Origin of the sequence: Vibrio sp. SCSIO 43009 (assembly GCF_023716525.1) — a bacterium.
GTDB classification, from domain to species: Bacteria; Pseudomonadota; Gammaproteobacteria; order Enterobacterales; family Vibrionaceae; genus Vibrio; species Vibrio alginolyticus.
Genome location: NZ_CP071843.1, coordinates 966,787 through 990,746 on the forward strand (window position 1 = coordinate 966,787; position 23,960 = coordinate 990,746).

Sequence of the window (23,960 nt, forward strand, 5' to 3'; positions counted from 1 at the left end):
TTTGATTTTAGTGCTTACTTTATATTTTTTGATTAGTAATATTAACGCTAGTTTGACGCTTCGCTTTATTTTTTAGGAGTGATGCAACCACTGCCGATGTCATCACAACAACTAAAAATGTGAGAGACCATGCTGTCGGAATCTCATATTCTGTTCCAACCAATAGCATTTTTACCCCGATAAACATCATGATTACTGATAATGCTGGTTTTAAGTATACAAACTTGTCTAACATTGCTTGAAGAACAAAGTACAGCGATCGCAAACCCAGTAATGCAAATACGTTCGCGGCTAAGACTAAAAATGGCTCTCGTGTTACCGCGAATATAGCTGGTATAGAATCCAACGCAAACATAACGTCCATTACTGCAATGACACCAACAACGATCAGCATCGGTGTTGCCACCCACTTACCAGCTTGCTTTAAGATTAAGCGATTTCCTTGGTAGTCATCTGTAACTGGCAATACCTTTCGAATCAACTGCTCCGGATATGGATTAACCTCTTCTGCTTCGCCTTTGTCGCGAGCTAGCTTAACACCCGTCCAAATAAGAAAAGCAGCAAATAAGTACAATACCCAGTGATACTGTGAAAGTAACTGAGCACCAACCACAATCATGACAGCGCGTAAAACTAGCGCACCTATCACCCCCCAAAGCAATGCTCTCGGACGCAAGTGCTCCGGCACACTGTATTGTGCAAAGATGATGGCAAACACAAACAAGTTATCCACGCTTAGCGACTTCTCTAGTAAGTAACCAGTTAAGAATGAAATCGTTGCTTTGTCGTTCGTATAAGCGCTATGTGGCGCGTAAAAGTCCCAGAATAAATAAATAGAACCTGCAAAAACAAAGGCAAGCAAGAACCAAAAAACACTCCAAACGATGGCTTTTTTCATCGTGATAACGCCACCACGTGTTTGATAGATATCAAGCGTAACAAGAACAAGGGTAAATAAACCAAAAGCACCATACATCGCTAATGATTCTTGAAGAGGCACCGATTGGCTCAATTGGGTGGTATTTTCGATAAGAGACATATTTCCTCCCATGGCGGAAGGACTTCGTTTGGTGACCTTCCGCAGACAATAACAACCAACAGCCACATAACGATTATGTGCTGCTAGTCAATGAATGCGTTGGTCTCGTTGAAGTGTTGACGTGAATGAACCACGTAACACCTTTACTTACCGGATAAGCTGATGCTTAACGAGATGACGATAAGTAAACTTGCGCTAACTACTCCCCAAACGTCGACATAATAACGCCGAGCGTCAGGCTTTCCAACAAAAAAAACCTTGTCTTATCGAAATAAAATTCTTATTAAAAATCAAGAAGCACTATAAAAAGAAAGAAATGGATTCAACCACCGCAACTATAGTAAACAGACAAAAAGCAGCAAATGGCTCAAGACAAACTCTTCATTGGTTAGAGGCCTAACGGGGAAGATAGATACAAAAAAGGAGCATTACTGCTCCCTTTTGTAGCATCCACATTCTTAGCAATTCAAAAGCCGCTTAGAGGCACAAAGTAGACCAGTGTTGACCAAATTGCGATCCAGGCAACCACGACTGCCGTATCTGCCCAATCTTTATTCCACATACTGCCATCCTCATCAACCCATGTAGTAAGTGGAGAGCAGCAAAATCAATACCAATATCTATTATCGACGTCGCTTTGTGTAAAGTTTGTGACTTTGATTCAAACAGTTTGGCTCATCGGTCAGGAGTTCAATAAAACAATCAGCCATGGACAAACTGGTCACACGCCCTTCTCCTTTCATCTCCTGCAATGCGTCGTACCCCTCTTTCCCTTTCATCGTATAGGCAGAAGAAGTCCCTCGATACCAAACATCATCTTGAACACCTACCCATTGTTTACCATCAAAAATCACTAATGATTGAACTCTTTCACCTTTTGGGGCATCTGCGTGGTACTCGAAGTTTAAATTGTAAGTGTACGGATAACTGCCAGATCCAGTGCCTTCTACGCCATTGTTGAGTGCATTATTTATCGCGCCTTCAAGTGCACGGCGAATAGCGCTGCCTTTTACATCGTAAAAGCCGATAGGAACGGCAAAAGGCAACAGCCGTCCGGCAATGTCTGCCACTGTAATGTTGCCAGGGTTCAAAGAGGTTCGCACGCCACCCGCATTATGAATTGCAAATTGAACGTCATATCCACGTTTGTTTAAACAGTGCAGAAATGATCGGGCAACGGAGGAAGCCAACTCACTCTCACCAAATTCATCGGGAATTCTCACATGACGCTTTTTGGTGTCAACACTAGCAATGACTTGTGACTGTAACTGCCTGACCTGAGGAATATATTTATCGCTCAGGATCGCTTGAGTTTCCGGGTGTTTCTTACAAACCACGACATTCGGTTGACCATGGATGAAGTCGCACGCGGTTTCGAATACACCTTGGTCGAGCTGTTGGTTTAGCGTCGAGTCCCAAAAAATACGTCGACCCAGCAACAGTTCATTTTGTCCACTCAACATCGTTGCTTTACCGTGTTCATCAAACTCAATGACACAGTGCCCCATTGTCAAAGCATGGAAACCCGCTTGCACCACATAGGTATCATTAATTTTGATACCGTAGGGATCGTCTTGTCCTAACCCTATTGATGAAAAATCACCTTGCAACCGGTGGCTGTGTCCACCAACAATTATTCCAATACCTGCGACTTGCTCAGCTAACTCTAAATCACCTTCATAACCTAAGTGGCTCAGAAGAATAATATTTTTTATACCTGATGAATGGATTTGTTTTACGGTCGCCTTGGCGGTTTCAATTGCTGAGTGAAAAGGCGTGTCTGCATCAGGGTTTGCGATGTCGCTCATTTTATCTATGGATAATCCGAAAATCGCGACCCGCTCACCATGGAATTCTTTAACAATGTATTGAGCGCTCTGTGTATCCGGTTGGTAACTATATACATCCTTGCAATCACTGATACGGTGAGGTTTTTTAAGTGATTCATTGGATAAATCCCAGTTGCCAGCAAGCAATGGGAACTGAGTACGTTGGCAAAACAATGCAACTGGCTCATTCCCCATATCTAATTCATGGTTACCTAACGCCATTGCATCAATCTTTAATGCGTTCAATAAGTCGGCATTGGCTTTGCCTTTAAATAGTGAGAAATACAGCGTGCCTTGGAAGCAATCTCCGGCATGGAGGAACAACATCCCATGACCTTGGCGCTGAGCATCATCTCTTAACTGCTCGACTCTGGTTGCGATACGAGAAAAGCCGCCAGCACTGACATAGGGTTCTAGCGTGAGTTCATTGTTTATCTTAAGCTTTAACTGTAATGACGTTGGTTCAAAGTAGGAATGTGTGTCATTGATGTGTGCCAGTTTGATTCTCACTGGCTTATGATTGTTATTCATCTTCATCTTCTCTTTTTTCATTCCTTATAATAATAAGAAGTGAATCATGACAGAATCATGAATTTTATGAAACTGCGATTTAGGATTTCATGTTTAAGTGATCACGATGCTGTCCCCCGGCTTTGAAAGCAAGCCTCGCTTGTAACGGTCTCTATTCAGTAAGAGGCTCTCGTAATTTTGTGAACTGAGCTTAACTCAAAAATTCCGAATTCATATATGCTTAGGAGTAGCAAAATAACTCTCGATAATTCAAATAATTGCAAGGAGGATTGAGATGAGACTAGAACGCATCGAAATCTCCGGGTTTAGAGGCATCAAACGCCTTTCACTCTCTTTTGACGAACTCACCACGCTCATCGGTGAAAACACGTGGGGCAAATCATCATTGCTCGATGCCCTTTCCATCGCACTACCTGCCAATGGCTCATTGTATCAATTCAAACTGAAAGATTTTCACGTTGACTACTCAATTTCTCATCCACAAACACAACACTTACAGATCATTGTTTGTTTTAAAGCACAGGATAAAAACGAAGTAAAAGCGGGACGCTACAGACGCATAAAGCCTACATGGTGCACCAACGAAGATGGTGAGCAAGTCATTTACTACCGTATTAGTGCGTCTCGCGATGAGCACGGCATTAATACAGAGTACGCGTTTTTGGATCATAACGGCAAACCCAAAAAGCTTCACCACTCAGAGAAACTCGCTATTGAGTTAATGACACTTCATCCTGTAATCCGACTACGTGACTCCCGACGCTTCCCAGATTTAAACCATGTCAACGGCGATGGTAAAAATGCTCGGATTGAAAAACGAATCAACAACACCTGTCGACGCTTATTGGCTATGCCTGGCCATGTGAATAAAGGTGAGATTCGTAGTAGCCTCGACTCAATGCAAACGCTTGTTGAACACTATTTTGCATTCAGAAGTGTCAGTAAAGGTAACCCACGCAAACCTCGTGATGGTCTTTTCTATACAAGCCCTTCCTCTGATAAAGGTTTGAGTCAGTTCTTGAAAGAAACCAATGACAAACAAAGCCGCTTGCTCTTAATGGGGTTACTCAATGCCTATCTTCAAGCTAAAGGCCCCACCGATTTAAGGCGCTGTGCGAGACCAATACTGATCATTGAAGATCCAGAAGGTCGACTGCATCCAACTCATCTAGCGAGAGCGTGGTCCTTATTGCAATTGTTGCCAATGCAAAAGATATTAACCACCAACAGTGGCACGTTACTCGGTTCTGTTCCACTGTATTCAATTCGACGTTTAATTCGGCTATCAGACAGAACCATCGCTAAGAGTTTAAACTCAACAAAGTTTGGTCGAGACGAGTTGCGCCGAATTGGTTTCCATATTCGTTTTCATCGTTCAGGAGCATTATTTGCGCGGTGCTGGTTACTTGTTGAAGGCGAAACCGAAGTTTGGCTTTTTCATGAACTGGCTCGTCAATGCGGGTATGACTTGGCTGCCGAAGGGGTTCAAATCGTTGAGTTTGCTCAATCAGGTCTAAAATCACTCATCAAAGTAGCAAAAGAGTTTGGTATTGATTGGCATGTCGTTACCGATGGCGACCCAGCAGGGAAAAAGTACGCGCATGCAGTGCGAGCACAGCTCGACCATGATCAGGAAAGGCATCGACTTACGGAGTTACCCGACCGAGACATCGAGCACTTTCTGTACAACAATGGTTTTGAACTTTTCTTTAAGGACATCATCAAAGTTCCTCATGACCACCCTATCCCTGCTAAAAAAGTCGTAAATCGTGTTTTGAAAAAACATGCAAAACCGGACTTAGCTTTGGCTATTGTTTCTCATTGTGAAGAGAAAGGCATGGAGTGTATTCCTGTTCTTCTGCGCTGGACACTTAAACGCGTTGTTACCATGGCCAACGGCAATACATGAGTTAGGCGTATTTTGCACTCAGCGTATTGTCTTGTAATACAAAAAAAGCACACCAATTTGGTGTGCTTGTATCAAACATCATTAATTTTGATTAAGGGTATTGGGAGGGATAAAACTCAATACACAGTGGATACCAATAAGATCGGGGGTTCACTACTGTGCTTGCTCAGCAAGCGAAGATGAAGTAGCGGTTGATTTCGTATGCAACCATAGCCCTGTCGCTTTCATTAGATAGCCAAACACACCACCTAGCAACAACGATGGAATAACAAGTTGCCAGTTTCCATCAGCCGCAAATGTTGCGCATGAACCAATAAAAGTACCAGGGATGTACGCGAGCCAAGCCTGTTTAGCTTGAATACACATGAAGAATGCCACAATAGCGGTAATCACATAGCCAATAATTTCCAACCCAACGTAAGTGGAACCGTGAATAATTACCATTGCCCAGAATACGCCTGTCATATTGGTGATTAAGCTGATGCCTAGTCCTTTCAATCCGCTCGTTGGCGCTGCAAAGTAGCTCGTGCAACCTAAAAAACCAGCCCAAGAAAGCAAACCTAAAGAGATGGCGATCCAACCCCATACGCCAGATAAAATTCCAGTAGTGATAGAAATAGCTAAAAGTGTCGTCATGGTAGTCATACCTGCTCGGCTATTATCGTACCTATATGGTTCAATAACTGCCTTCATACATTGAAATCAAGGACACATGTTAGATACATCAGCTCAGCTTATCGGTGATATTGATCACAATAAGATATTATTATTTTCACAATTTACATTAAAAGTTTGACGCAACCGATAAATCAACAGATTTAGGGAATAAACCCAACTCATCTCGTAGGCATGTTTAATCAACCTTTAAAGAACTGAAGGCTTCCCTTTCATCATTCGCAGTCCCTCTCTTTTAATGCAGTCGACTAATGGGTTTTCTGCCATATCTGAGCGCCATATAAATGAAAGCGTCCTTTCCATTTTTAACTCAGGTACATTTAATGCCACAAGATGACCTGCTTCTATATATCGCTCTACATCTAAATACGGTAAGCAAGTAAGGTACTGACCATTAGCAACTAAACTACGTAACACCGGAACGTGTTCATACTCGCGCCACACATCCAAATCTTCAATAAGGTGGTGAATGGAACTATCAAATGTTTTTCGTGTGCCAGAGCCATGCTCTCTTAGTACCCACTTCGCTTGCTCTAACTGCGCAAGGCTAACAGACTGATTACGCGCAAAAGGATGATGAGAAGCTGCGACAACAGTAAGATGATCACGACACCATACTTCTTGGTGTAAACGGTTATCATCACAGCGCCCTTCAATAATCCCTAAGTCATACTTGTAATCTAATACCCCATCAATCACCCCTTTTGTACTTTGTACACCGAGAGAAATACGCATTTCTGGAAAGTCATTATCAATGATACTGATAAGATCGGGAACTAAGTGCTCTGCTGGGGTTTGACTCGCTCCCATACGAATCTCACCACTCAATAAATGTTGCTCATAGAAGCCCATTTCAATCTGCAATGCATCTTGTAGCAAGCGTTTTGCTTTTGGTCGTAACCACATCCCCCAATGGGTTAACGCCATTTGCTTGCCTTGCCTCTCAAACAACGGCCTGCCAAGCATCTTCTCTAATTGCGCAAGCGACATACTCGTCGCTGATTGTGTCAAAGCCAATTTTTCTGCGGCTTGGCTTACACTGCCGGTATCTGCAACTGCGTCGAAAACCGCTAATTGCTTAAGTGAGTAGCGCAAAGTGTCCTCCATTATTAGTGGGTATTTCCCAATCCCCACAATTGTTAAAGCATGCCCCAATAAGCAATAGAGTTCATTTTACCTGGCCCCGTAAAGTTATCAATTAATTTGATGAGGTTTCTAAATATTATCAATTTTACCTTACTAACCGTTCTCCCTATTCTGATTACGCGGTTCGGGAACACCGCAAGCCTCAATGGTTTTGAAACCGAAGTCGTTGAGGCTCTTAATAAAAACAACAATTTCATTTTTGAGTTAATAACCAAGGATTTTTTATGCGATTACAAATTAAGGAGTCAATATGGCGGTGACCAGTTCTCAAAATCACCAGTATTTTTCTCCAAAAGAGATGATGGTTGAAGCGGAAAAATTTGCGTTAAGTAAGGCAAACAAAACCAGCAGTATGACATTAAGCCTCGCGATTATGGCCGGCGCGTTCATCGGGTTAGCATTCTTGTTTTACATCACGGTGACCACCGGCAGTACGGGCGCTGGTTGGGGCTTGAGCCGCCTAGCTGGTGGACTCTCATTTAGCATGGGATTGATCCTCATCGTGATCTGCGGTGGTGAATTATTTACCAGCTCCGTCCTATCCAGTATTTCTTGGGCCAATAAACAAATCTCGTTCGGTAAGATGCTTTCGATCTGGGGCAAAGTTTACGTTGGTAACTTTATTGGTGCGATGTTCCTACTTGCGCTGGTTACTGCTGCTGGTCTTTATCAGATGGATGGCGGTCAATGGGGATTAAATGCGCTTAACATCGCACAACACAAACTTCACCACACTCTCATTCAAGCGTTTGCACTCGGTATTCTCTGTAACCTGTTGGTCTGCCTAGCGATTTGGCTGACATTTAGTTCTGCAAATGCAATGACAAAAGCAGCAATGACAATTTTGCCTGTGGCAATGTTTGTCAGCAGCGGTTTTGAGCACTGTGTTGCGAACATGTTTATGGTTCCACTTGGTATTGTTATCGCGAATTTTGCACCTGAATCTTTTTGGGCATCTGTCGGTGTGCCCGCGTCACAATACACAGACCTAAACATTAGCCACTTTATTACCGCTAACTTAATTCCTGTCACGCTTGGCAACATCGTCGGCGGAGCGGTATTAGTTGGCCTTTCAAACTGGTGTATTTTTCGCCGACCAGAACTAAAAGCAGCGAATATTTCTTCTATCACTACAACTACAACACTGTCGTCAGTTAAGGATTTCACCATGAAAAATGCCTCTTTTGTTAAAGACATTATGAACCCAAAACCAATCACCATTCGTGCAGAAACGCCAATTGCAGCCGCGCTGGATGTGTTACTTGATAACAACGTAACTAGCGCACCTGTTGTAGACGTACAAAATCGATTAGTTGGCTTCTTCTCTGCTCACGATGTGATGGTAGAACTATGGTGTGAGGACTACATTCCGGTGAAAGACCAAAAAGTCGTCGACATCATGAGCCGAGATGTGGTCGCAATTGACGCTGGTGATCGCCTCGTTGATGTTGTGGAATTCCTATGTATCGATAAAGAGCAGTTGTACCCAGCGAGCAGTATGGGTATTGCTACTCGCTTGACGTCTTTGTCTCTCGAAGAACGCGCTAAAAGTATCAAAGTAAGTAAGCCACAAGTGCTTCCTGTGCTTGAAAATGGGCAGATGGTCGGGGTGGTTACTCGTACTGAAGTATTAAAAGCACTACGCCCGATTTTTGGTGAGCGTTTAAACCTAGTGGAAAAAAGCGAGTTAGAAACAGCGTAATTCGCTAAACATTTACAACGTTTATTGGCTTTCAATCGCTATCACTGACGGGTTTATCGATGTTAGTGATGTGATTAAGATAATAAAAAAGCGCTCTTCAAGTGAAGAGCGCTTTTAGTGTATCTAAAAGGAACTAATTACTTCTTAATACCTTCGATATGAAGTTCCATATCGACGTAGCTTGAAGCACCCATTACTGGGATGTCAAAGTCAGCAAGCTCTAGGCGAGTGTTGCCAACAAAGCCAGCGCGCTCGCCGCCCCATGGGTCACTGCCAGCACCAACGAATTCAGCCTCAATAGTAATAGGCTTAGTAACACCGTGTAGCGTTAGATCACCAGTTACATCTAGTTTGCCATTGCCTTTATCAACCACTTTTGTGCTCGTAAAGGTTGCTTCACTGTATTTACCAGCATCGATGAAGTCACCACTACGAATGTGTTTGTCACGTTCAGCATGGTTTGAATCTAGGCTGGTTGTATCAACAACAACATTTACTTTTGAGTCAGCAATGTTGTTTTCATCAAAAGAAAAGTCACCAGAAAATGTATTGAAACGACCTTTGATGAAACTGTAACCCAAGTGGCTAACTTTAAAGTTGATTGAAGCGTGAGCACCTTTGGTATCGATGACATAATCTGCAGCTTGCGCACCAAATGGCAGTGCCATAGCGATAGCTAATCCTGTAGCGAAAAGTGACTTTTTCATTTTGAAGCTCCTAACATTTTTCTTAATGTGTTGTCTTTATCGATAAAGTGGTGTTTTAGTGCAGCAATAGCATGTAAGCCTGCAATCAGGATGACTGCCCAAGCTGCATAGAAGTGAATCTCACCTGCAATATCTGATTGGCCTGGGAATAACTCTCCCGCTCCTGGCACGGTGAACCAATTAAACACTTCGATGCCGCGTCCATCAGACGTTGAAATGAGGTAACCTGAAACAAAGATGGTGATCAATAGTAGGTACATGACACCATGCGCTGCTTTAGCAGCAAGCACTTCGTAACGTTTGCCTTCTACCTTTGGTGACGCCGTCACATGTTTCCATACGATGCGTGCCAAAGTTAAAATAGCGAGTAAAATACCGACAGAGCGATGGTAATGCGGCGCAGTTCGATACCATTCGCTGTAATAGCTAAGGTCGACCATCCACAAACCCACTGCAAATAGACCAATAATGCACAGCGCTGATAACCAATGCATCACGCGTGCAGTAAGGTTGTAATTCTTTACCAGTGTATCCATCTCAAGTTCCTAGATATATTCCTAAGTTAATGCTGAGCAAGAAACACTACATTAACCTATTTACGTCATATGAAACAGATTATTTACCATCATTTACATCTAGCCAATGGTACCGTATCTATCAAGTTGTTCGAATTTTTTGAAGGAACTTTAAATCGTTTGTAAAACTGAAACTTACAGCTTAACTTCTTGTTCTATCTCATACAGCTCTTCGGAAACTTCTAACATTCTGCGTTCAACCAGTAACTTAGCATCTTCAACACCCTTGTTATAATAAATTGGTCCTAGTTTTTCTGTAATAAAATCAATTAGAAACTCACTATCGAACTGTCCAATTTCAACATCTAGCTCGTCTTGCATGTAATCTTGAATGGCGGTGGCCAACGCCTCTTTTTGTGCGCGTTCTAGCTTTATCATTTTTTCCCTTTCAAATTTTTGTTCAACTTCTGCTTCTTTCGTGTTGCTCTATTAAAGATTAGACACGGTCATTTGTGAGAAATTTGGTGTTTAGATCAAGAAGTTGCCGAAGTAAATTAGTCTATTCTCAAAAGACTATGCTAACCTTTTGCAGTTCGTTTTGTAATTATTAAGGGATATTCTTTGCTACTCGACCTAGTTATTCAAAGTGTTAATGATTTTCAAAACGACTGTCTTAAGCTGTGTGAAAAGCATTACCCTGCGGTGCATAACCAAGGCATGAGTGAGCATCATCTTGGTCTCGCGTTTTCAAGAAGGATGGAACATACTTTTCGTCACTTTGGATACAACTGCGTGATAAAGCCAATCGAAGTGTTGGATTCTCCAGACCTTCCCCATCACTATCGAATTTCATCCGACATCGGCACTGTCTGGGTTCTGAGTCACCATATGGTCAGTGCCGGAAAATCTTGCCGGGAAAACTTACTCTCATCAATTACGGAATGGCAGAGTGAATATGGCTATGCCTTACAGCCTAATGACCTACTCTTTTTGGTTTGTGATCATTGGATAAGTCGCAGCAAAACGAGCCGAGAATTGCTTCATTGGTGGATGGGGGAACTACCCGATCAGATCAACGAATACACAGAACAAGGAATCACACTGTACACCAGCGAGTCGCAACTCACGCAATCGTTGGACACTCGATTCGGTATTAGCCCTTGTTACATTAAGTTTGGGCATCCTTTACGGCGTTCGAACAAACAGCAGTTAGTCAGAAAATATTTGCAGTTGTATGCCGTACTGCAATGGTAGCATCAAATTGAAGTGCTGAGATTATCAATTATTTCATCAATTTGTTTGATGTCACTCGACAAACCTACCCATCCATTACCATCGTTCTTGCTTGAGTTAATGAGCACACTTAGATTCATTGCCAATGAAATAGAAAAATTAGCGCGATAACGCTGATGTTGAGACATTGATTTAGGTTGTGGTAACAATGATGAGCATCTCGCAACTACTTAGTTGCATCCGGAAACAAGCCGACGGGCAGTATATTGCGAAATACGCGAACTTCACTCTCCGCAGTGTCTTTCAACCCATATATAAGAACGATATTTCCATCGTTGGCCTTGAAGCACTGGTAAGAATTAGCAATGCCAATGGCAACATGGTTAGGCCAGATCAGTTTTTCCAATCCAAAGCGACTCCCACTCAAGATTTGCTCAATGTTGAACGCTTAAGTCGCCTAATCCATATCAAAAATTTCTCTCAGTCTCGCTTTCACACAAAACAATTGTTTCTCAATGTATTACCGGTAGCGGCAGAGATACTAGTCAAAGACATCACGTATAACCGACTGCTAAAACAAACCATTTATGAATCGCATTTGATGAATGAACAAATCGTCATGGAGTTACTTGAATTGAAGGTGGAGGATGAACTCTCTTTGTCTCAAGCTGCTCGGGAGTTAAGTCTTGAAGGATTTAAATTAGCGATTGACGATTATGGCGTCAATGCATCGACAACTGAGCGAGTGAGAAGCGTTTGCCCAGATATAATCAAGATGGATCGCTCTTTATTGCTAAGGTATGAAAACGGTGATTTTAAAGCGTTTAACGATGCATTATCACTCGCAAAAGCGTTATGCTCTAAAACCGTTATCGAAGGAATTGAAACCGAGCATCAACTTCGCTTAATGAAAAAGCTCGGTTTCGATATGTATCAAGGGTACCTACTTGCTATCCCCCAAACGTTAGACGCCTATGAAGAGGCAAAAACAGCCTGACTATGTAAGAACAAAAGTTTGCGCGGTTTAGCGAGAGCTACGTGATTTACCACGATTCTTATGAATCGCCAATTTTGCTTTTAGCTTACGCTTCTCAGATGAACGACTACGACGACGCCCACCCCCATTTTGTTCAGGCTCAACTTCTTCTACAAGACTTGGTTCGAAACCTGCCAGCCATTCTTGGGGTAAGCGTTGATCAAGCAGATTCTCGATAGCTTGCAACAAGTACTCCTCATCTCTACTCATCAGAGAAACCGCCAAACCTGACTTTCCTGCTCTTCCAGTGCGGCCAATTCGATGGACATAATCTTCTGCTTTGAATGGCATATCAAAGTTCACGACTTGTTCTAGCTCTTGAATGTCTAACCCTCGTGCTGCCACATCGGTTGCAATCAAAGCACGTACCTTACCTTGTTTAAATTCATCCAAAGCTCTTTGGCGGGCACCTTGTGATTTATCGCCGTTGATAGAAACCGCTTTGATGCCATCTAACTTGAGCTCTTTCGCTAACTCATCACTGCCTTGCTTCGTTTTTGTAAATACAAGCACTTGCTGCCAATTCCGCGAGCCAATTAAGTACGCTAGCAATTCACGTTTCCGTTTTTTATCCACTGGATAAACCATTTGTGTTACCGTTTCAGCAGTCGTATTTGCTGGTGAAACTTCGACTTCAACTGGCGATTCCATGAGTTTATACGCTATAGTTTTGATTCGCTTCTCAAATGTCGCAGAGAACAATAGGATCTGTTTCTCAGCAGGCAAACGTCGGAAGATGCGCTGCAAGTCAGGCCAAAATCCCATATCTAACATACGGTCGGCTTCGTCTAACACGAGCATACCGGTTTTAGAGATGTTTACGTTACCATTAAACAGGTGATCCAAAAGGCGGCCTGGCGTGGCAATCAAAATATCAGCGCCCTCTTCTAACTTTCTCTTTTGTACGCCAATGCTTGTACCACCATAAACACACACGATGCGAAGTTCTGTTTCTGCCGAGTACTGATTCAAATTATCAAATACCTGCTGTGCAAGCTCGCGTGTTGGAACCAAAATCAATGCTTGAGGTGTGCCGTTAAGTTTCTTTTGCTGAACGGTTTGTATGATAGGTAAACCAAACGCAGCCGTTTTTCCCGTACCAGTTTGTGCAGCAGCAAGTAAGTTTTTTCCTGCAAGGACGTGTGGAATTGACTTTTCTTGCACTGGTGTTGGCGTCACGATATTTAGATTGCCTAGCGTCTCGATTAGCTTTTGTTCGATGCCTAAATCAGCAAAATTAACAGACATGTGTAACCTCATTATTTTTGGAGCGCAGAGTTTACCAGAGCCCCTAAAGCCATACTACTTTTCTATCTCATTGAGTTGAGTCATTAAGCTGTTGCTGAAAATCATACGACTGGCGCAAAACATCTCGATAAAGTGACGAGAACTTCTCTTCTAATTCAGTGTAATCACTTTCAATCACTTTAAATGTTGTGGTTAAGTCTGCCATTCTAGGACTTCTTTGCGACATCCGATGTAGTGCAAATTCTATATTGTCTAGATCTTGATAGGATTGAAGCCATCGGCCATGCCACATTCTGCTGTGGAGCACCAAAAAACGTGGCGGCAAATGTTCATGAACCTCTCGGTTTACTCGCTCGTATGCCGTTTTTACAAAGTGTTCGAGAGACACGGAATGAAAGTCGTTCCAGTGTTTTGCGAGGCAATGATCCCAAAACATATCTAAAGCGATAGGTGCAAAACGTCTCGCAACACCAGTGAAATGAGGCTTACATTCGTTGACGATTGGATGATGGTCAGTAATACGGTCAACAAATCTATGTAATCTGATGCCATTTGAGATATCGCGATCATACAGCTTGCTTGGATCTCCTTTTACGAAGTCTCCAAGCAAGTTTCCCAATAAATGGCTGTTACTGTGTTCTGCGATATGCAGGTGGGCTAGAAAGTTCATTCGACGCCAGTTTTGGCCTCTAGGGCTTGGTGTGACATGAACCTAGTATAACGTCAATTACGACGAGATGAGAGTGTTCCGCTATTCGGCTTCGTTGTCTGAGCCAACGTATTCCGACAAGATAATGCCAATTTCAAGCGCATCTAGCAGCTCTAGGCTCTCATCGTTTTGGTATTGGTCGCTCATTGTGACCTCCTTTATTTTAAGCTCTCTTGCTTTTACTTGCTGACGGCCTGGCTCTTGCCATATCCACATCAGCAACTCCTTTTTATAGTCTTTATATGACACATTCATGACAGCGAGAAGTAAAGATTTAAAAACCTATGAGCATAATCAAAAGTAAACGATTGCAATTAGATTTCATATCCGCTTAACACTTTAGAGAAATGACTCTTTTATCAACATTCATGTCAATTTAAAGATATAACATACTGTTATAGGCGTCCTTAGATCTCATTTCTTAAACTAAATTTAGTATTCGTTACATATTTTGCTGATTAACTTCGCATATTTTGTTTCGATATAGCAATAGATTTGGTCAATATCTTTTATCTCTAATGGAGCTTTAAATGAGAGAAGTTGAGTTTAGAACGATAGACAGGCTGTTTATCAAGATGTCTATCAACGACAAAATGTGGGTTATATTCCTACTATTTTTAGTAGCCCTCACTTCAGTGGCTGGAAGCCGCTACTTCAATGAAATACAACAATTTGAGCAGCAAGCCATCTCGGCGAGCGAAGCGAAGCTTTCTGGTATCGTTGATGCTCAATCAAACCGCGCTACAGAAATTGACGGCGTATCGAAATCGAACCGCGTAAGCGAGAGTTCTTTTGTCGATGGGTCTGTGACCGCTTATGCCAAGTTGCATTCTGGAGAAGTGATTAAGCTGACTCAAAATGTGTCCACACAATACGAATCGTTAAAATCATCAGCTCTATCGTCACTATTACTCAGCTTCTTATGGGTTATTCCTTTTGCCCTATTCTCTTACTGGGTGGCAACGTTTATCGGAGGAGCTCTGTGGGTTTTATATACAACAACCGAAAAAATTGGTGACGGTGACTTAACCTCTCGTCTTGGTTTCCATCCAGGTCGAGATGAATTCGGTACCATCGGCTGTGCGCTAGACAAGTCTATGGATACCTTAAGTGAACTGGTTAATAGTGTTAAAAATAATGCAACGATGTTGAGCGAGACATCTTCTGCATTCGAAAAAGATATGCAGTTGAGTGAAACCCAGATATCTCATCAATATCAAACGCTTGATTCAGTCGCGACGGCAATGGAAGAAATGACAGCCTCTGCAAAGGAGGTATCAAGTATTTCTCAACAAGCAACGACGCAGTCAGACCAAGATGCCCAGAAGATCGAACTAAGCAGAAGCCGTGTACAAAACGTGATTGGCGAGATAGAGACGTTATCTAGCTATATTGAACAAGCCTCTACGTCAGTAACCAATTTAAACGAGAATACGACGCAGATTAATGACGTGATCACAACGATTAACGCCATTTCAGAACAAACTAATCTGTTGGCACTAAACGCAGCAATCGAAGCAGCCCGTGCTGGTGAACAAGGTCGTGGATTTGCAGTGGTTGCCGATGAAGTACGTACATTAGCAAGCAGAACTCAACAGGCAACAGTAGAGATCCAAGCCATGATTGAGAAGCTTCAAATAGAGAGTCAGAACATTGCTTCAATCACCAACCGAACCGTTCAGCAAGCTCAAACCAGCAGCCAGCTTATTGATGAAATCGGCCATGATGTTACCTCTATTGCCGAGTCAGCACGCTCATTAATGGACATGAGCATTCAGATTTCCACATCTGCTGAAGAACAAAGCGCAGTGGCTAACGATATTGCATCGGAACTTTCAGAAATTCGTAGTCAATCAAGCACAATCAGAGAAGTGGCGGAGCAATCTACCGCTGGCGTCGCTAATCTCACGCAAGCCTCCGTTTCTCTTGGTGAGATATTACAACGCTACCGCACCGCATAACGTTGTGGAACTCATGATCAACAAGGGCTCCTTAAGGAGCCCTTTTCTTTAAACCGTGTTCAACTATTACCTTCGATATTTCCTACGACATCCAAGTGGATATTTGAAGTGAATCTCAAGTTCTCGCTGTACCGGATGAAATAATGTTCTTAAACAAAGCGTTCCGCTATGCTTGATCTTGCCAATTCCAATTTGCTGCTGGAAAACAATATGAATAATTACAAAGACACAAAAGACATAGAGAACCTGAATTGCCCACTCTGCCAAGGAGATGAATATCTCATTTCATCGGATGGCGAGAAATTCACATGCGCTGCTTGCGGATTTCATACAAAAAACTTCTCATCTATCCAATGTCTACATCAAACGCCTTACCTACAGTCTAAACTTAAGCACATCCACAGCTTGAGTCCGGTTTGCCATTAGTAGGTCAAACAGAGCAGCCACACAGCTGCTCTTTTAATTCATCTAAATGATGGATGCGAATTACACGCTCGTCATCAACACGATTGATAGCTTCACCATTAAATAACTGTACCGTTTTGATACCGGCGTTTAATCCCGCCTCAACTCCTTTAGGAGTGTCATCAATATAAAGACAGTCACTTGGTAAAAAGCCCATACTCATAGCACTGTACATGATTAAATCGGGCTCAGGCTTCCAACTATTCGCATCGAATGCCGAGAACACTTTCCCTCGGAAAGCATCGAGTAAACCGGTTAACTCCAAAGCGTATTCAATTTTATCTTTAGGTCCATTAGACGCCACACAATATTCGATACTATGCGAATCTAAAAACTGAATTAATCGTTTTGCTCCATCCATCGGCTGTAAGTGACGCACAAAAAGGGACTGGACTTCTTCTCGGTATTGCGGCTCTAAAACATCAATTGGGACTTTGATATCTTTCAATTCTTTAGTATCTAAAAGGATGTCAGCGAGCTTTCCTCCTTTAAAGTGAGAAACGCACTCTTCCATCGTTAACTCAGCTCCATGCTGGTTAAATACATTGACGAGCGCTTGGCAACACAGCCTTTCACTGTCGACCAACGTACCATCACAGTCAAATATCACGCACTTAATATTGGTAATTGCCATAGCCATCTCCAGACGTCTTAAAGGCTCAAGCCCAAGCTGATTTTAAGAATGTTTGGATTAATCTTATTTGAGTTTGGGATTGTTGAAACGACGAGCTTGGCATTTCATGGAAATAGAAGGGAGCAATTACAGTTTTTCTAAGCAAGATCACCCAACGTCATCTTGCTTTACTTTTTATGCACATTGATGTGTAAGTTAGTTTTCGATAACCACTGAGTCTAACAGTTTTTGCTCGGTGCTTAGTCTTTTAGCCAGATCAGCCACAAACGAGCTTTTGTATTTTGATTCAGAAACAGCAACATCAGAGATGAGTGTATTTCCTTCGAGATGGCTAACAATAGCAGCACCAATTGGGACTCCTGATTTAAAACCAACATATAATTCAAAATCTGGCGTGAGGATAATCTGTGTCAGATATTCAATGATCATATCTTTATCATACTGCTGTTCCCAGCGCTGAGATTGCAAGATAGAGAACATAATGGTCAGTCGATGAAAATCGACCAGAAAAATGTCGTCGGGGTTAAATTCAGAGTCACTTTCCAGTAGTGTGTCTTTGTCGACTACTTGATACGTTGCTTTTTCTAGCGTTTTGAAATAGACATCGCGCCCTTTCAAACTCTCTGGTGTCGGAAATTCAACTTCGACCAGATCATACAGCCATGTATTTTTACGCTCGATACTGGCTAACTGTTGTTCATTCATCTTGATACCTTCGTTTAGAGCAGTACATTAGCATGAAGCCCGCAACAAACCTAGCGCACATAGACCTTTCCGTGGCTAAATTTTGTTTTAGGTGCAAACCTCTGATAGATTTCATCAATATCTTTCCTAGTTAAGGACAAAAATAATGAAAAAGATGCTGTTAAGTGCATTGCTTGCTACTACTCTAGTTGGTTGTTCAGATAACGATGTTGCTGACGTGGGGCTCGGTTGGTTTACTTTGAAAGACATCAAAGTCGGTGAGTTGAAAGACGAGGTGGTAACAGGTGTCACATGTCACATCGCCTCTATCGAAGCGGATTTCAGCTTAGCAGATCCAAGTGATAGCTCAATATCATGTCGTCAGACTGGCGAAATCACACCGGAAATGATTGCAAAAATAGATAAGAGTAAGTCCGGTGAAATTGTATTTAAGAAGTCAAAAAGCATTTTCTTCAAAACAATGAAGGTTCGCCGTATTTATGATGCCGATAACCAAACCTTACTCTACTTGTCTTATACAACAAAAGAGACCGATGGTAGTTTTAAGCATAGCCTTTCGACAGTCCCACTTTGGGGTACCAAGGCTTACGTTGAGCCAACTGAAGTGAAAAAGTAACGCGGGTAAATTTAGTTAGCGCGGAGCAGGCTCTTTCCGGGCGCTGCTGAGCAACAAGTTTAAAAAACAACCCATTGCAATGCGACAAGCGTCATAAATTGCAGCTGCTTTGGTTGCTATTTACTCAGCTCGCTGATTTTTTCAGCGAGCAGACTTCTTTGTAATAAATCGCCACGATTTTCATTTTTTTGTGATACAATCCCGCCTCTTTTTTTTCTCACTCAAGAACAAGCATGAAGTTTCCTGGTCAGCGTAAATCTAAACACTACTTCCCAACTCACGCTCGAGATCCATTAGTAAACCAAATCCGACAGGCACCTAAGCTATATCGCCCAACTATTGTTGGTGTCGGTCAAACCATTGTAGATATCGAAGCACGTGTAGATGACGCGTTTTTAGAGAAATACAACCTGAGTAAAGGACATTCGCTCGTTCTTGAAGAAAGCAAAGCAGATGCACTTTACGAAGAACTGGTTGAGCAAGGCCTGATCACACACCAATACCCAGGTGACACGATTGGCAATACTCTTCACAACTACTCAGTTTTAGCCGATAGCAAATCCGTTTTGCTCGGTGTGATGTCTAAGAACATTCAAGTCGGTTCTTTTGCTTACCGCTACCTTTGCCGTACGTCTTCACGCATGAACCTTAACCATTTACAAACGGTAGATGGCCCTATTGGTCGCTGCTACACCCTAATTTCTCAAGACGGTGAGCGTACATTTGCTATCAACGAAGGTCATATGAATCAACTACTTCCGGAAAGCATTCCTGAAGAGATCTTTGAGAAAGCATCAGCCCTGGTTGTTTCTTCTTACCTAATGCGTGGTAAAGAAGAAGATCCAATGCCTAAAGCGGTACAAAGAGCGATCGACTTTGCTAAGAAGCACGATGTCCCTGTTGTACTTACGTTAGGGACAAAGTACGTTATCGAAGGTAACGCACAGTGGTGGCAAGAATACATTCGCGAAAACATTTCTGTTGTCGCTATGAATGAAGAAGAAGGTGCGGCGCTAACAGGTGAAACAGAGCCGCTAGCTGCTGCTGATAAAGCACTTGAATGGGTTGATCTCGTACTGTGTACGGCAGGACCAAATGGTCTGTACATGGCTGGTTACACCGACGAGAAAGTAAAACGAGAAACCACACACGACATCCTTGAAAGCTCCCTCGAAGCCTTTAACCAGTACGAGTTTAGTCGTGCGATGCGTAAAGAAGACTGTCAAAACCCAATGAAGGTCTACTCTCACATCGGCCCTTACCTTGGTGGACCATTAGAGATTAAGAACACTAACGGTGCGGGTGATGCAGCCCTTTCAGCCTTACTGCATGACATGGCAGCAAACTCTTTCCACCAAAAAGAAGTGCCTAACTCAGAAAAGCACGAAGTACGATGCTTAACCTACTCCTCGCTTTCTCAGATCTGTAAATACGCAAACCGAGTAAGCTATGAAGTGTTGACGCAGCACTCTCCTCGCCTATCGCGAGCGCTTCCTGAACGAGAAGATAGCTTAGAAGAGACTTATTGGGATCGTTAAAACGACAGCTTTAAAGCTGAAAATATATCAAGGTCACCATTTGGTGGCCTTTTTGTTTTTACCTAGCACTGTAACGAGTAGATTTTGTTAGTATGTCGCACAATACGAAGCAGTAAACTCTTTACAAGCCTAACCGAAACAGTACCATCACCAAGCAGACCTTTGCCTCACAATAATACTCGTTATAACTCAGGTAGTTTTTCAACGCTACCTGTGTGCCACTTTGGGGATTCTCCATGCAGTCAGATATCGAAATTTGCCGAAACACACCACTTTCTTCTATTGATGTTATCGCGGAAAAAGTAGGACTATCGCCCGAAGAGTATGACACTCACGGGAAGCACAAAGCCAAAGTCCACCCAAAATGTTTGGAACGACTCAAAGCAAATGATGACGGTAAACTTGTACTCGTCACTGCGATCACGCCGACTCCTCTTGGCGAAGGAAAAACCGTTACGACGATAGGCCTGGCGCAAGGTTTAGCAAAGCTTAATCAATCTGTTATTGCATGTATAAGGCAACCTTCGATGGGACCTGTCTTCGGTATTAAAGGTGGCGCTGCGGGCGGCGGTTATTCTCAAGTAGCTCCAATGGAAGAGTTAAACTTACACCTTACTGGTGACATTCACGCAGTGACAGCGGCGCACAACCTTGCTTCAGCCGCTCTTGACGCTCGCTTGTTCCATGAACAACGCGAGGGTTATGATGCCTTTGAATCACGCACCGGGTTAAGAGCACTTAAAATCGACACGGCCAGTATTACTTGGAAACGAGTGATGGACCATAATGATCGTGCACTACGTAAAGTCAAAATTGGCCTCAATGATGCAGGAAAAACCATCAATGGTTTCGAGCGTGACGAAGGGTTCGATATTTCAGCCGCTTCTGAGTTAATGGCTATCATTGCACTAGCCAAAGATTTAAAAGATTTACGTCAACGTATTGGGAAAGTTGTCGTAGCGTACGATTTGAACGGAAACCCCGTCACTACGGAAGATCTACAAGTTGCAGGAGCAATGGCAGTAACACTAAAAGAGGCGATTGCACCAACACTGATGCAAACTCTAGAAGGTGTTCCTACGTTGATCCATGCAGGTCCATTTGCAAACATCGCCCATGGAAATTCATCCATTATCGCGGACGATATTGCGCTAAAACTGTCAGGTTACACGGTAACTGAAGCCGGTTTTGGTTCGGATATGGGATTTGAGAAAGCGTGTAACATTAAAGCTGCTGCCGCCAACAAAGCTCCTGACTGTGTAGTGATCGTAGCAACATTACGCGGCCTCAAAGCGAATTCCGGACACTACGATTTACGGCCAGGTATGGCTGTTTCAGATTCCATTTTTAATCCGGACCAAGCAGCATTGGAGGCTGGGTTTGAAAATTTAAAATGGCACATAAATAACGTTCATAAATACGGTTTACCTGCTGTCGTTGCCATTAACCAGTTTCCACAAGATTGTGTGAAAGAACTTAAAGCTCTTGAAGATCTGATTCACCAATTTAATCCCGAAGTTAAAGTAGCCATCAGCACCGCTTTTTCGCAAGGCGGACAAGGCGCAACGGAACTAGCTCAACATGTTATTGATGCGTGTACCACGCCTGTAGAGTTTTGTCCGTTATACAACAAAGAGCAATCATTACTCGAAAAGCTCATGGCAGTATGTGAAGCGGGCTATGGAGCAACCAATATAGAAATGACTCCTATCGCGACTGAACAGCTCAAACATTTTGAAAATCTAGGTTTTAACAACTTAGCGGTTTGCATCGCGAAGACACCACTATCTATAACCACGGACTCCGCAGTCAAAGGCGCACCAACTGGTTTTACCGTCCCAATCCGCGAGCTGCGCTTGTGTGCGGGCGCAGGATTCGTTTATGCATTATCTGGTACCGTGATGACGATGCCAGGCTTACCTGATAAACCCGCATTTATGAATTTAGATCTTGATGATGAAGGAAATATCATCGGTCTCTCTTAGTGCAGTGATAACGTATCGCTATCAGTGAAGTGAGCATATTCATTAAGTGAGTGGTCTACTTACCTATCCACTCACTCTCAACAACTGTGAAAAGAGTTGTCTCAGGCCTTCTACTCTTGAATTGTTGATACAAAGCTCTCCTGCCTTACATCAACGCGCCTGTTTTAGACCTTTAGAGTTAAGACGCTAACCCTAAGCCTTGTTTAGCCATAGTTATTAAGCTAGAAAACCCTATTTATCTTCTTGTTTTGTCGCCACTTTACATTGTAAATCCATACTTGTTGACTTCTCCTTTCTACAATTTTGCGCCAATTTGATGCACGGGCTATTTAGCGCTTCACTAATATGGTGCAGTTGTCTTACAGTGAAATTTTAACCTCCTTGATTTTTAAGGAGATATTCTATGGCTCGATTCTTGTAGTAGACTTTTCACTAATAAGCACATTAGCACATGCTTTTCAAAACCTCTGCGTTGCATACCACCTCCTTCAGGTTAGCACCGTTTTGATGCATGTCAGAAAAGGGAAAGGGAATACTATGGAAGACGCACTCGCCGTAATTTTAGCAGGAGGGATGGGGTCTAGACTCAGCCCACTCACCGATGACAGAACCAAGCCAGCCGTACCTTTTGGCGGAAAATATAGAATTATAGATTTCACACTAACCAATTGTTTACATTCGGGTTTACGCAAGATCCTTGTTTTAACCCAATATAAATCTCATTCACTTCAAAAACACTTACGAGACGGCTGGTCGATATTCAATCCAGAGCTAGGCGAGTACATTACTGCTGTTCCACCACAAATGCGCAAAGGTGGTGCATGGTATGAAGGAACCGCCGATGCGATTTATCACAACATGTGGTTGCTATCGCGAAATGATGCAAAGTATGTGGTTGTGTTATCCGGCGATCATATCTATCGAATGGACTACGCCGCAATGCTTGAAGAGCATAAAGAGAAAGGTGCTAAGCTCACCGTTGCCTGTATGGATGTTCCCGTAGAGGATGCTTCAGCATTCGGTGTAATGGGCACCGCAGAAAACGGGCTCGTTACTTCGTTTATAGAGAAACCTGAAACCCCACCTACTCTTCCTGGAAGCGCGACCAGAAGCCTTGTTTCTATGGGAATATATATCTTTGATATGGATGTTTTGAAAGAAGCGCTTGAAGAAGACTCAAAACTCGATTCATCAAGCCATGACTTCGGAAAAGACATCATACCTAAGCTGATTGATACCGAATCCGTTTACGCTTATCAATTCTGTGGCAGTAAAGGGCGCGTCGATAAAGATTGCTATTGGCGCGACGTGGGTACCATTGACTCCTTCTATGAAGCGAATATGGATCTACTAGAACCTGTGCCGCCAATGAACCTTTATCAGTCCAATTGGGCGATTCGTACTTACGAGCCGCAGTTTCCACCAGCTCGTACTGTATCGTCGGCCACGGGTAATGAAGGCATTTTTATTAACTCCATCATTGCTACCGGTGTCATCAATTCCGGAGGCTCGGTACAGCACTCCATTATTTCCTCTAATGTACGCATTCAAGATAGTGCAACGGTAGTCGATTCCATCATTTTTGATGACGTAGAAGTCGGTGAAGGAAGTCAGTTGGTCAACTGCATAGTTGATAAACATGTTCGTATTCCGCCACATACTCAAATTGGCATCAACAAACTTGAAGATGCGAAGCGATTTAAAATCTCAGACAAAGGTATTGTCGTCATACCTGAAAGTTACCAATTCGATTAAACGACAAACTATCACAGTAAAT

21 protein-coding genes are annotated in these 23,960 nt (G+C 42.8%); 9 read left to right on the forward strand and 12 right to left on the reverse strand.

The window, feature by feature from the left end; translation table 11 throughout:
- Nucleotides 1-19 precede the first annotated feature (19 nt).
- Entirely contained in the window at nt 20-1,039 is a 1,020-nt protein-coding gene (locus J4N43_RS19950) for a TerC/Alx family metal homeostasis membrane protein (protein ID WP_158159352.1), read from the reverse strand.
- A gap of 623 nt (nt 1,040-1,662) precedes the next feature.
- Entirely contained in the window at nt 1,663-3,405 is a 1,743-nt protein-coding gene (locus J4N43_RS19955) for a bifunctional metallophosphatase/5'-nucleotidase (protein ID WP_005376363.1), read from the reverse strand.
- A 268-nt stretch (nt 3,406-3,673) separates the two neighbouring features.
- Here J4N43_RS19955 and J4N43_RS19960 point away from each other — a divergent pair, with 268 nt between their 5' ends.
- Nucleotides 3,674-5,308: an ATP-dependent endonuclease gene (locus J4N43_RS19960; RefSeq protein WP_047103581.1), complete on the forward strand. Its 1,635-nt coding sequence runs from the start codon at nt 3,674-3,676 to the stop codon at nt 5,306-5,308.
- A 153-nt stretch (nt 5,309-5,461) separates the two neighbouring features.
- Here J4N43_RS19960 and J4N43_RS19965 read toward each other — a convergent pair whose 3' ends face one another.
- Entirely contained in the window at nt 5,462-5,944 is a 483-nt protein-coding gene (locus J4N43_RS19965) for a DUF1097 domain-containing protein (protein WP_017634175.1), read from the reverse strand.
- Nucleotides 5,945-6,172: 228 nt separating this feature from the next.
- Nucleotides 6,173-7,078 carry a LysR substrate-binding domain-containing protein gene (locus J4N43_RS19970; protein WP_005376369.1) on the reverse strand — a complete coding sequence of 302 codons (906 nt, stop codon included), beginning with the start codon at nt 7,076-7,078 and terminating at the stop codon, nt 6,173-6,175.
- Between the two features lie 301 nt (nt 7,079-7,379).
- Between J4N43_RS19970 and focA the strand changes: the two genes are divergently transcribed.
- The gene (gene focA, locus J4N43_RS19975) at nt 7,380-8,831 is read left to right on the forward strand and encodes a formate transporter FocA (RefSeq protein WP_158159351.1); all 1,452 of its coding nucleotides are present in this window, start codon (nt 7,380-7,382) and stop codon (nt 8,829-8,831) included.
- Nucleotides 8,832-8,968: 137 nt separating this feature from the next.
- Here focA and J4N43_RS19980 read toward each other — a convergent pair whose 3' ends face one another.
- The 3 genes from J4N43_RS19980 to J4N43_RS19990 form a co-directional block, all read right to left on the reverse strand.
- Nucleotides 8,969-9,538, reverse strand: coding sequence for a YceI family protein (locus tag J4N43_RS19980; RefSeq protein WP_017634178.1), 570 nt, complete (start codon nt 9,536-9,538; stop codon nt 8,969-8,971).
- Complete coding sequence (locus tag J4N43_RS19985) at nt 9,535-10,074, reverse strand: cytochrome b (RefSeq protein WP_025767789.1); 540 nt, start codon at nt 10,072-10,074, stop codon at nt 9,535-9,537. The genes J4N43_RS19980 and J4N43_RS19985 overlap by 4 nt, the downstream gene beginning before the upstream one ends.
- A gap of 174 nt (nt 10,075-10,248) precedes the next feature.
- Nucleotides 10,249-10,491, reverse strand: a complete 243-nt coding sequence (locus tag J4N43_RS19990; RefSeq protein ID WP_005390155.1) for a DUF2164 domain-containing protein — start codon at nt 10,489-10,491, stop codon at nt 10,249-10,251.
- Between the two features lie 183 nt (nt 10,492-10,674).
- Here J4N43_RS19990 and J4N43_RS19995 point away from each other — a divergent pair, with 183 nt between their 5' ends.
- Both J4N43_RS19995 and J4N43_RS20000 read left to right on the forward strand, forming a co-directional pair.
- The gene (locus tag J4N43_RS19995) at nt 10,675-11,307 is read left to right on the forward strand and encodes a hypothetical protein (RefSeq protein WP_252094172.1); all 633 of its coding nucleotides are present in this window, start codon (nt 10,675-10,677) and stop codon (nt 11,305-11,307) included.
- Between the two features lie 187 nt (nt 11,308-11,494).
- Nucleotides 11,495-12,283, forward strand: coding sequence for an EAL domain-containing protein (locus J4N43_RS20000; RefSeq protein ID WP_158159350.1), 789 nt, complete (start codon nt 11,495-11,497; stop codon nt 12,281-12,283).
- Nucleotides 12,284-12,310: 27 nt separating this feature from the next.
- On the opposite strand, the gene J4N43_RS20005 is transcribed toward J4N43_RS20000, so the two are convergent.
- The 3 genes from J4N43_RS20005 to J4N43_RS20015 all read right to left on the reverse strand — a co-directional run bounded on the left by J4N43_RS20005 (nt 12,311) and on the right by J4N43_RS20015 (nt 14,495).
- Nucleotides 12,311-13,570 carry a DEAD/DEAH box helicase gene (locus J4N43_RS20005; RefSeq protein ID WP_005376383.1) on the reverse strand — a complete coding sequence of 420 codons (1,260 nt, stop codon included), beginning with the start codon at nt 13,568-13,570 and terminating at the stop codon, nt 12,311-12,313.
- A gap of 67 nt (nt 13,571-13,637) precedes the next feature.
- Entirely contained in the window at nt 13,638-14,240 is a 603-nt protein-coding gene (locus J4N43_RS20010) for an acyl carrier protein phosphodiesterase (protein WP_053303599.1), read from the reverse strand.
- A gap of 81 nt (nt 14,241-14,321) precedes the next feature.
- Nucleotides 14,322-14,495, reverse strand: coding sequence for a hypothetical protein (locus J4N43_RS20015; RefSeq protein ID WP_017820948.1), 174 nt, complete (start codon nt 14,493-14,495; stop codon nt 14,322-14,324).
- A 314-nt stretch (nt 14,496-14,809) separates the two neighbouring features.
- Here J4N43_RS20015 and J4N43_RS20020 point away from each other — a divergent pair, with 314 nt between their 5' ends.
- The gene (locus tag J4N43_RS20020) at nt 14,810-16,240 is read left to right on the forward strand and encodes a methyl-accepting chemotaxis protein (protein WP_005376380.1); all 1,431 of its coding nucleotides are present in this window, start codon (nt 14,810-14,812) and stop codon (nt 16,238-16,240) included.
- A gap of 430 nt (nt 16,241-16,670) precedes the next feature.
- Here J4N43_RS20020 and J4N43_RS20025 read toward each other — a convergent pair whose 3' ends face one another.
- Together J4N43_RS20025 and J4N43_RS20030 are read right to left on the reverse strand one after the other, a co-directional pair.
- Nucleotides 16,671-17,339 (reverse strand): HAD-IA family hydrolase, encoded by a 669-nt coding sequence (locus J4N43_RS20025; RefSeq protein WP_054575167.1) that lies wholly within the window; start codon nt 17,337-17,339, stop codon nt 16,671-16,673.
- 195 nt (nt 17,340-17,534) lie between these two features.
- Nucleotides 17,535-18,044 (reverse strand): hypothetical protein, encoded by a 510-nt coding sequence (locus J4N43_RS20030; protein ID WP_005376378.1) that lies wholly within the window; start codon nt 18,042-18,044, stop codon nt 17,535-17,537.
- A 145-nt stretch (nt 18,045-18,189) separates the two neighbouring features.
- On the opposite strand from J4N43_RS20030, the gene J4N43_RS20035 reads away from it, so the two are divergent.
- The 4 genes from J4N43_RS20035 to glgC all read left to right on the forward strand — a co-directional run bounded on the left by J4N43_RS20035 (nt 18,190) and on the right by glgC (nt 23,938).
- Entirely contained in the window at nt 18,190-18,660 is a 471-nt protein-coding gene (locus tag J4N43_RS20035; protein WP_005397614.1) for a CreA family protein, read from the forward strand.
- Nucleotides 18,661-18,893: 233 nt separating this feature from the next.
- Nucleotides 18,894-20,198 (forward strand): inosine/guanosine kinase, encoded by a 1,305-nt coding sequence (locus J4N43_RS20040; protein ID WP_005376376.1) that lies wholly within the window; start codon nt 18,894-18,896, stop codon nt 20,196-20,198.
- Nucleotides 20,199-20,434: 236 nt separating this feature from the next.
- Complete coding sequence (locus J4N43_RS20045) at nt 20,435-22,183, forward strand: formate--tetrahydrofolate ligase (protein WP_054575166.1); 1,749 nt, start codon at nt 20,435-20,437, stop codon at nt 22,181-22,183.
- A 537-nt stretch (nt 22,184-22,720) separates the two neighbouring features.
- The gene (gene glgC / locus J4N43_RS20050) at nt 22,721-23,938 is read left to right on the forward strand and encodes a glucose-1-phosphate adenylyltransferase (RefSeq protein ID WP_033906540.1); all 1,218 of its coding nucleotides are present in this window, start codon (nt 22,721-22,723) and stop codon (nt 23,936-23,938) included.
- Nucleotides 23,939-23,960 lie beyond the last annotated feature (22 nt).

Coding starts and splice junctions, on each gene's coding strand:
- J4N43_RS20020 (WP_005376380.1), top strand. CDS start 14,810: ATGAGAGAAGTTGAGTTTAGAACGATAGACAGGCTGTTTATCAAGATG.
- J4N43_RS19955 (WP_005376363.1), bottom strand. CDS start 3,405: ATGAAGATGAATAACAATCATAAGCCAGTGAGAATCAAACTGGCACAC.
- J4N43_RS19980 (WP_017634178.1), bottom strand. CDS start 9,538: ATGAAAAAGTCACTTTTCGCTACAGGATTAGCTATCGCTATGGCACTG.
- J4N43_RS20030 (WP_005376378.1), bottom strand. CDS start 18,044: ATGAATGAACAACAGTTAGCCAGTATCGAGCGTAAAAATACATGGCTG.
- J4N43_RS19985 (WP_025767789.1), bottom strand. CDS start 10,074: ATGGATACACTGGTAAAGAATTACAACCTTACTGCACGCGTGATGCAT.
- J4N43_RS19950 (WP_158159352.1), bottom strand. CDS start 1,039: ATGTCTCTTATCGAAAATACCACCCAATTGAGCCAATCGGTGCCTCTT.
- J4N43_RS20040 (WP_005376376.1), top strand. CDS start 18,894: ATGAAGTTTCCTGGTCAGCGTAAATCTAAACACTACTTCCCAACTCAC.
- J4N43_RS20005 (WP_005376383.1), bottom strand. CDS start 13,570: ATGTCTGTTAATTTTGCTGATTTAGGCATCGAACAAAAGCTAATCGAG.
- J4N43_RS19990 (WP_005390155.1), bottom strand. CDS start 10,491: ATGATAAAGCTAGAACGCGCACAAAAAGAGGCGTTGGCCACCGCCATT.
- J4N43_RS19965 (WP_017634175.1), bottom strand. CDS start 5,944: ATGACGACACTTTTAGCTATTTCTATCACTACTGGAATTTTATCTGGC.
- J4N43_RS20010 (WP_053303599.1), bottom strand. CDS start 14,240: ATGAACTTTCTAGCCCACCTGCATATCGCAGAACACAGTAACAGCCAT.
- J4N43_RS20025 (WP_054575167.1), bottom strand. CDS start 17,339: ATGGCAATTACCAATATTAAGTGCGTGATATTTGACTGTGATGGTACG.
- J4N43_RS20045 (WP_054575166.1), top strand. CDS start 20,435: ATGCAGTCAGATATCGAAATTTGCCGAAACACACCACTTTCTTCTATT.
- J4N43_RS19960 (WP_047103581.1), top strand. CDS start 3,674: ATGAGACTAGAACGCATCGAAATCTCCGGGTTTAGAGGCATCAAACGC.
- J4N43_RS20015 (WP_017820948.1), bottom strand. CDS start 14,495: ATGTGGATATGGCAAGAGCCAGGCCGTCAGCAAGTAAAAGCAAGAGAG.
- glgC (WP_033906540.1), top strand. CDS start 22,721: ATGGAAGACGCACTCGCCGTAATTTTAGCAGGAGGGATGGGGTCTAGA.
- J4N43_RS20000 (WP_158159350.1), top strand. CDS start 11,495: ATGATGAGCATCTCGCAACTACTTAGTTGCATCCGGAAACAAGCCGAC.
- J4N43_RS20035 (WP_005397614.1), top strand. CDS start 18,190: ATGAAAAAGATGCTGTTAAGTGCATTGCTTGCTACTACTCTAGTTGGT.
- focA (WP_158159351.1), top strand. CDS start 7,380: ATGGCGGTGACCAGTTCTCAAAATCACCAGTATTTTTCTCCAAAAGAG.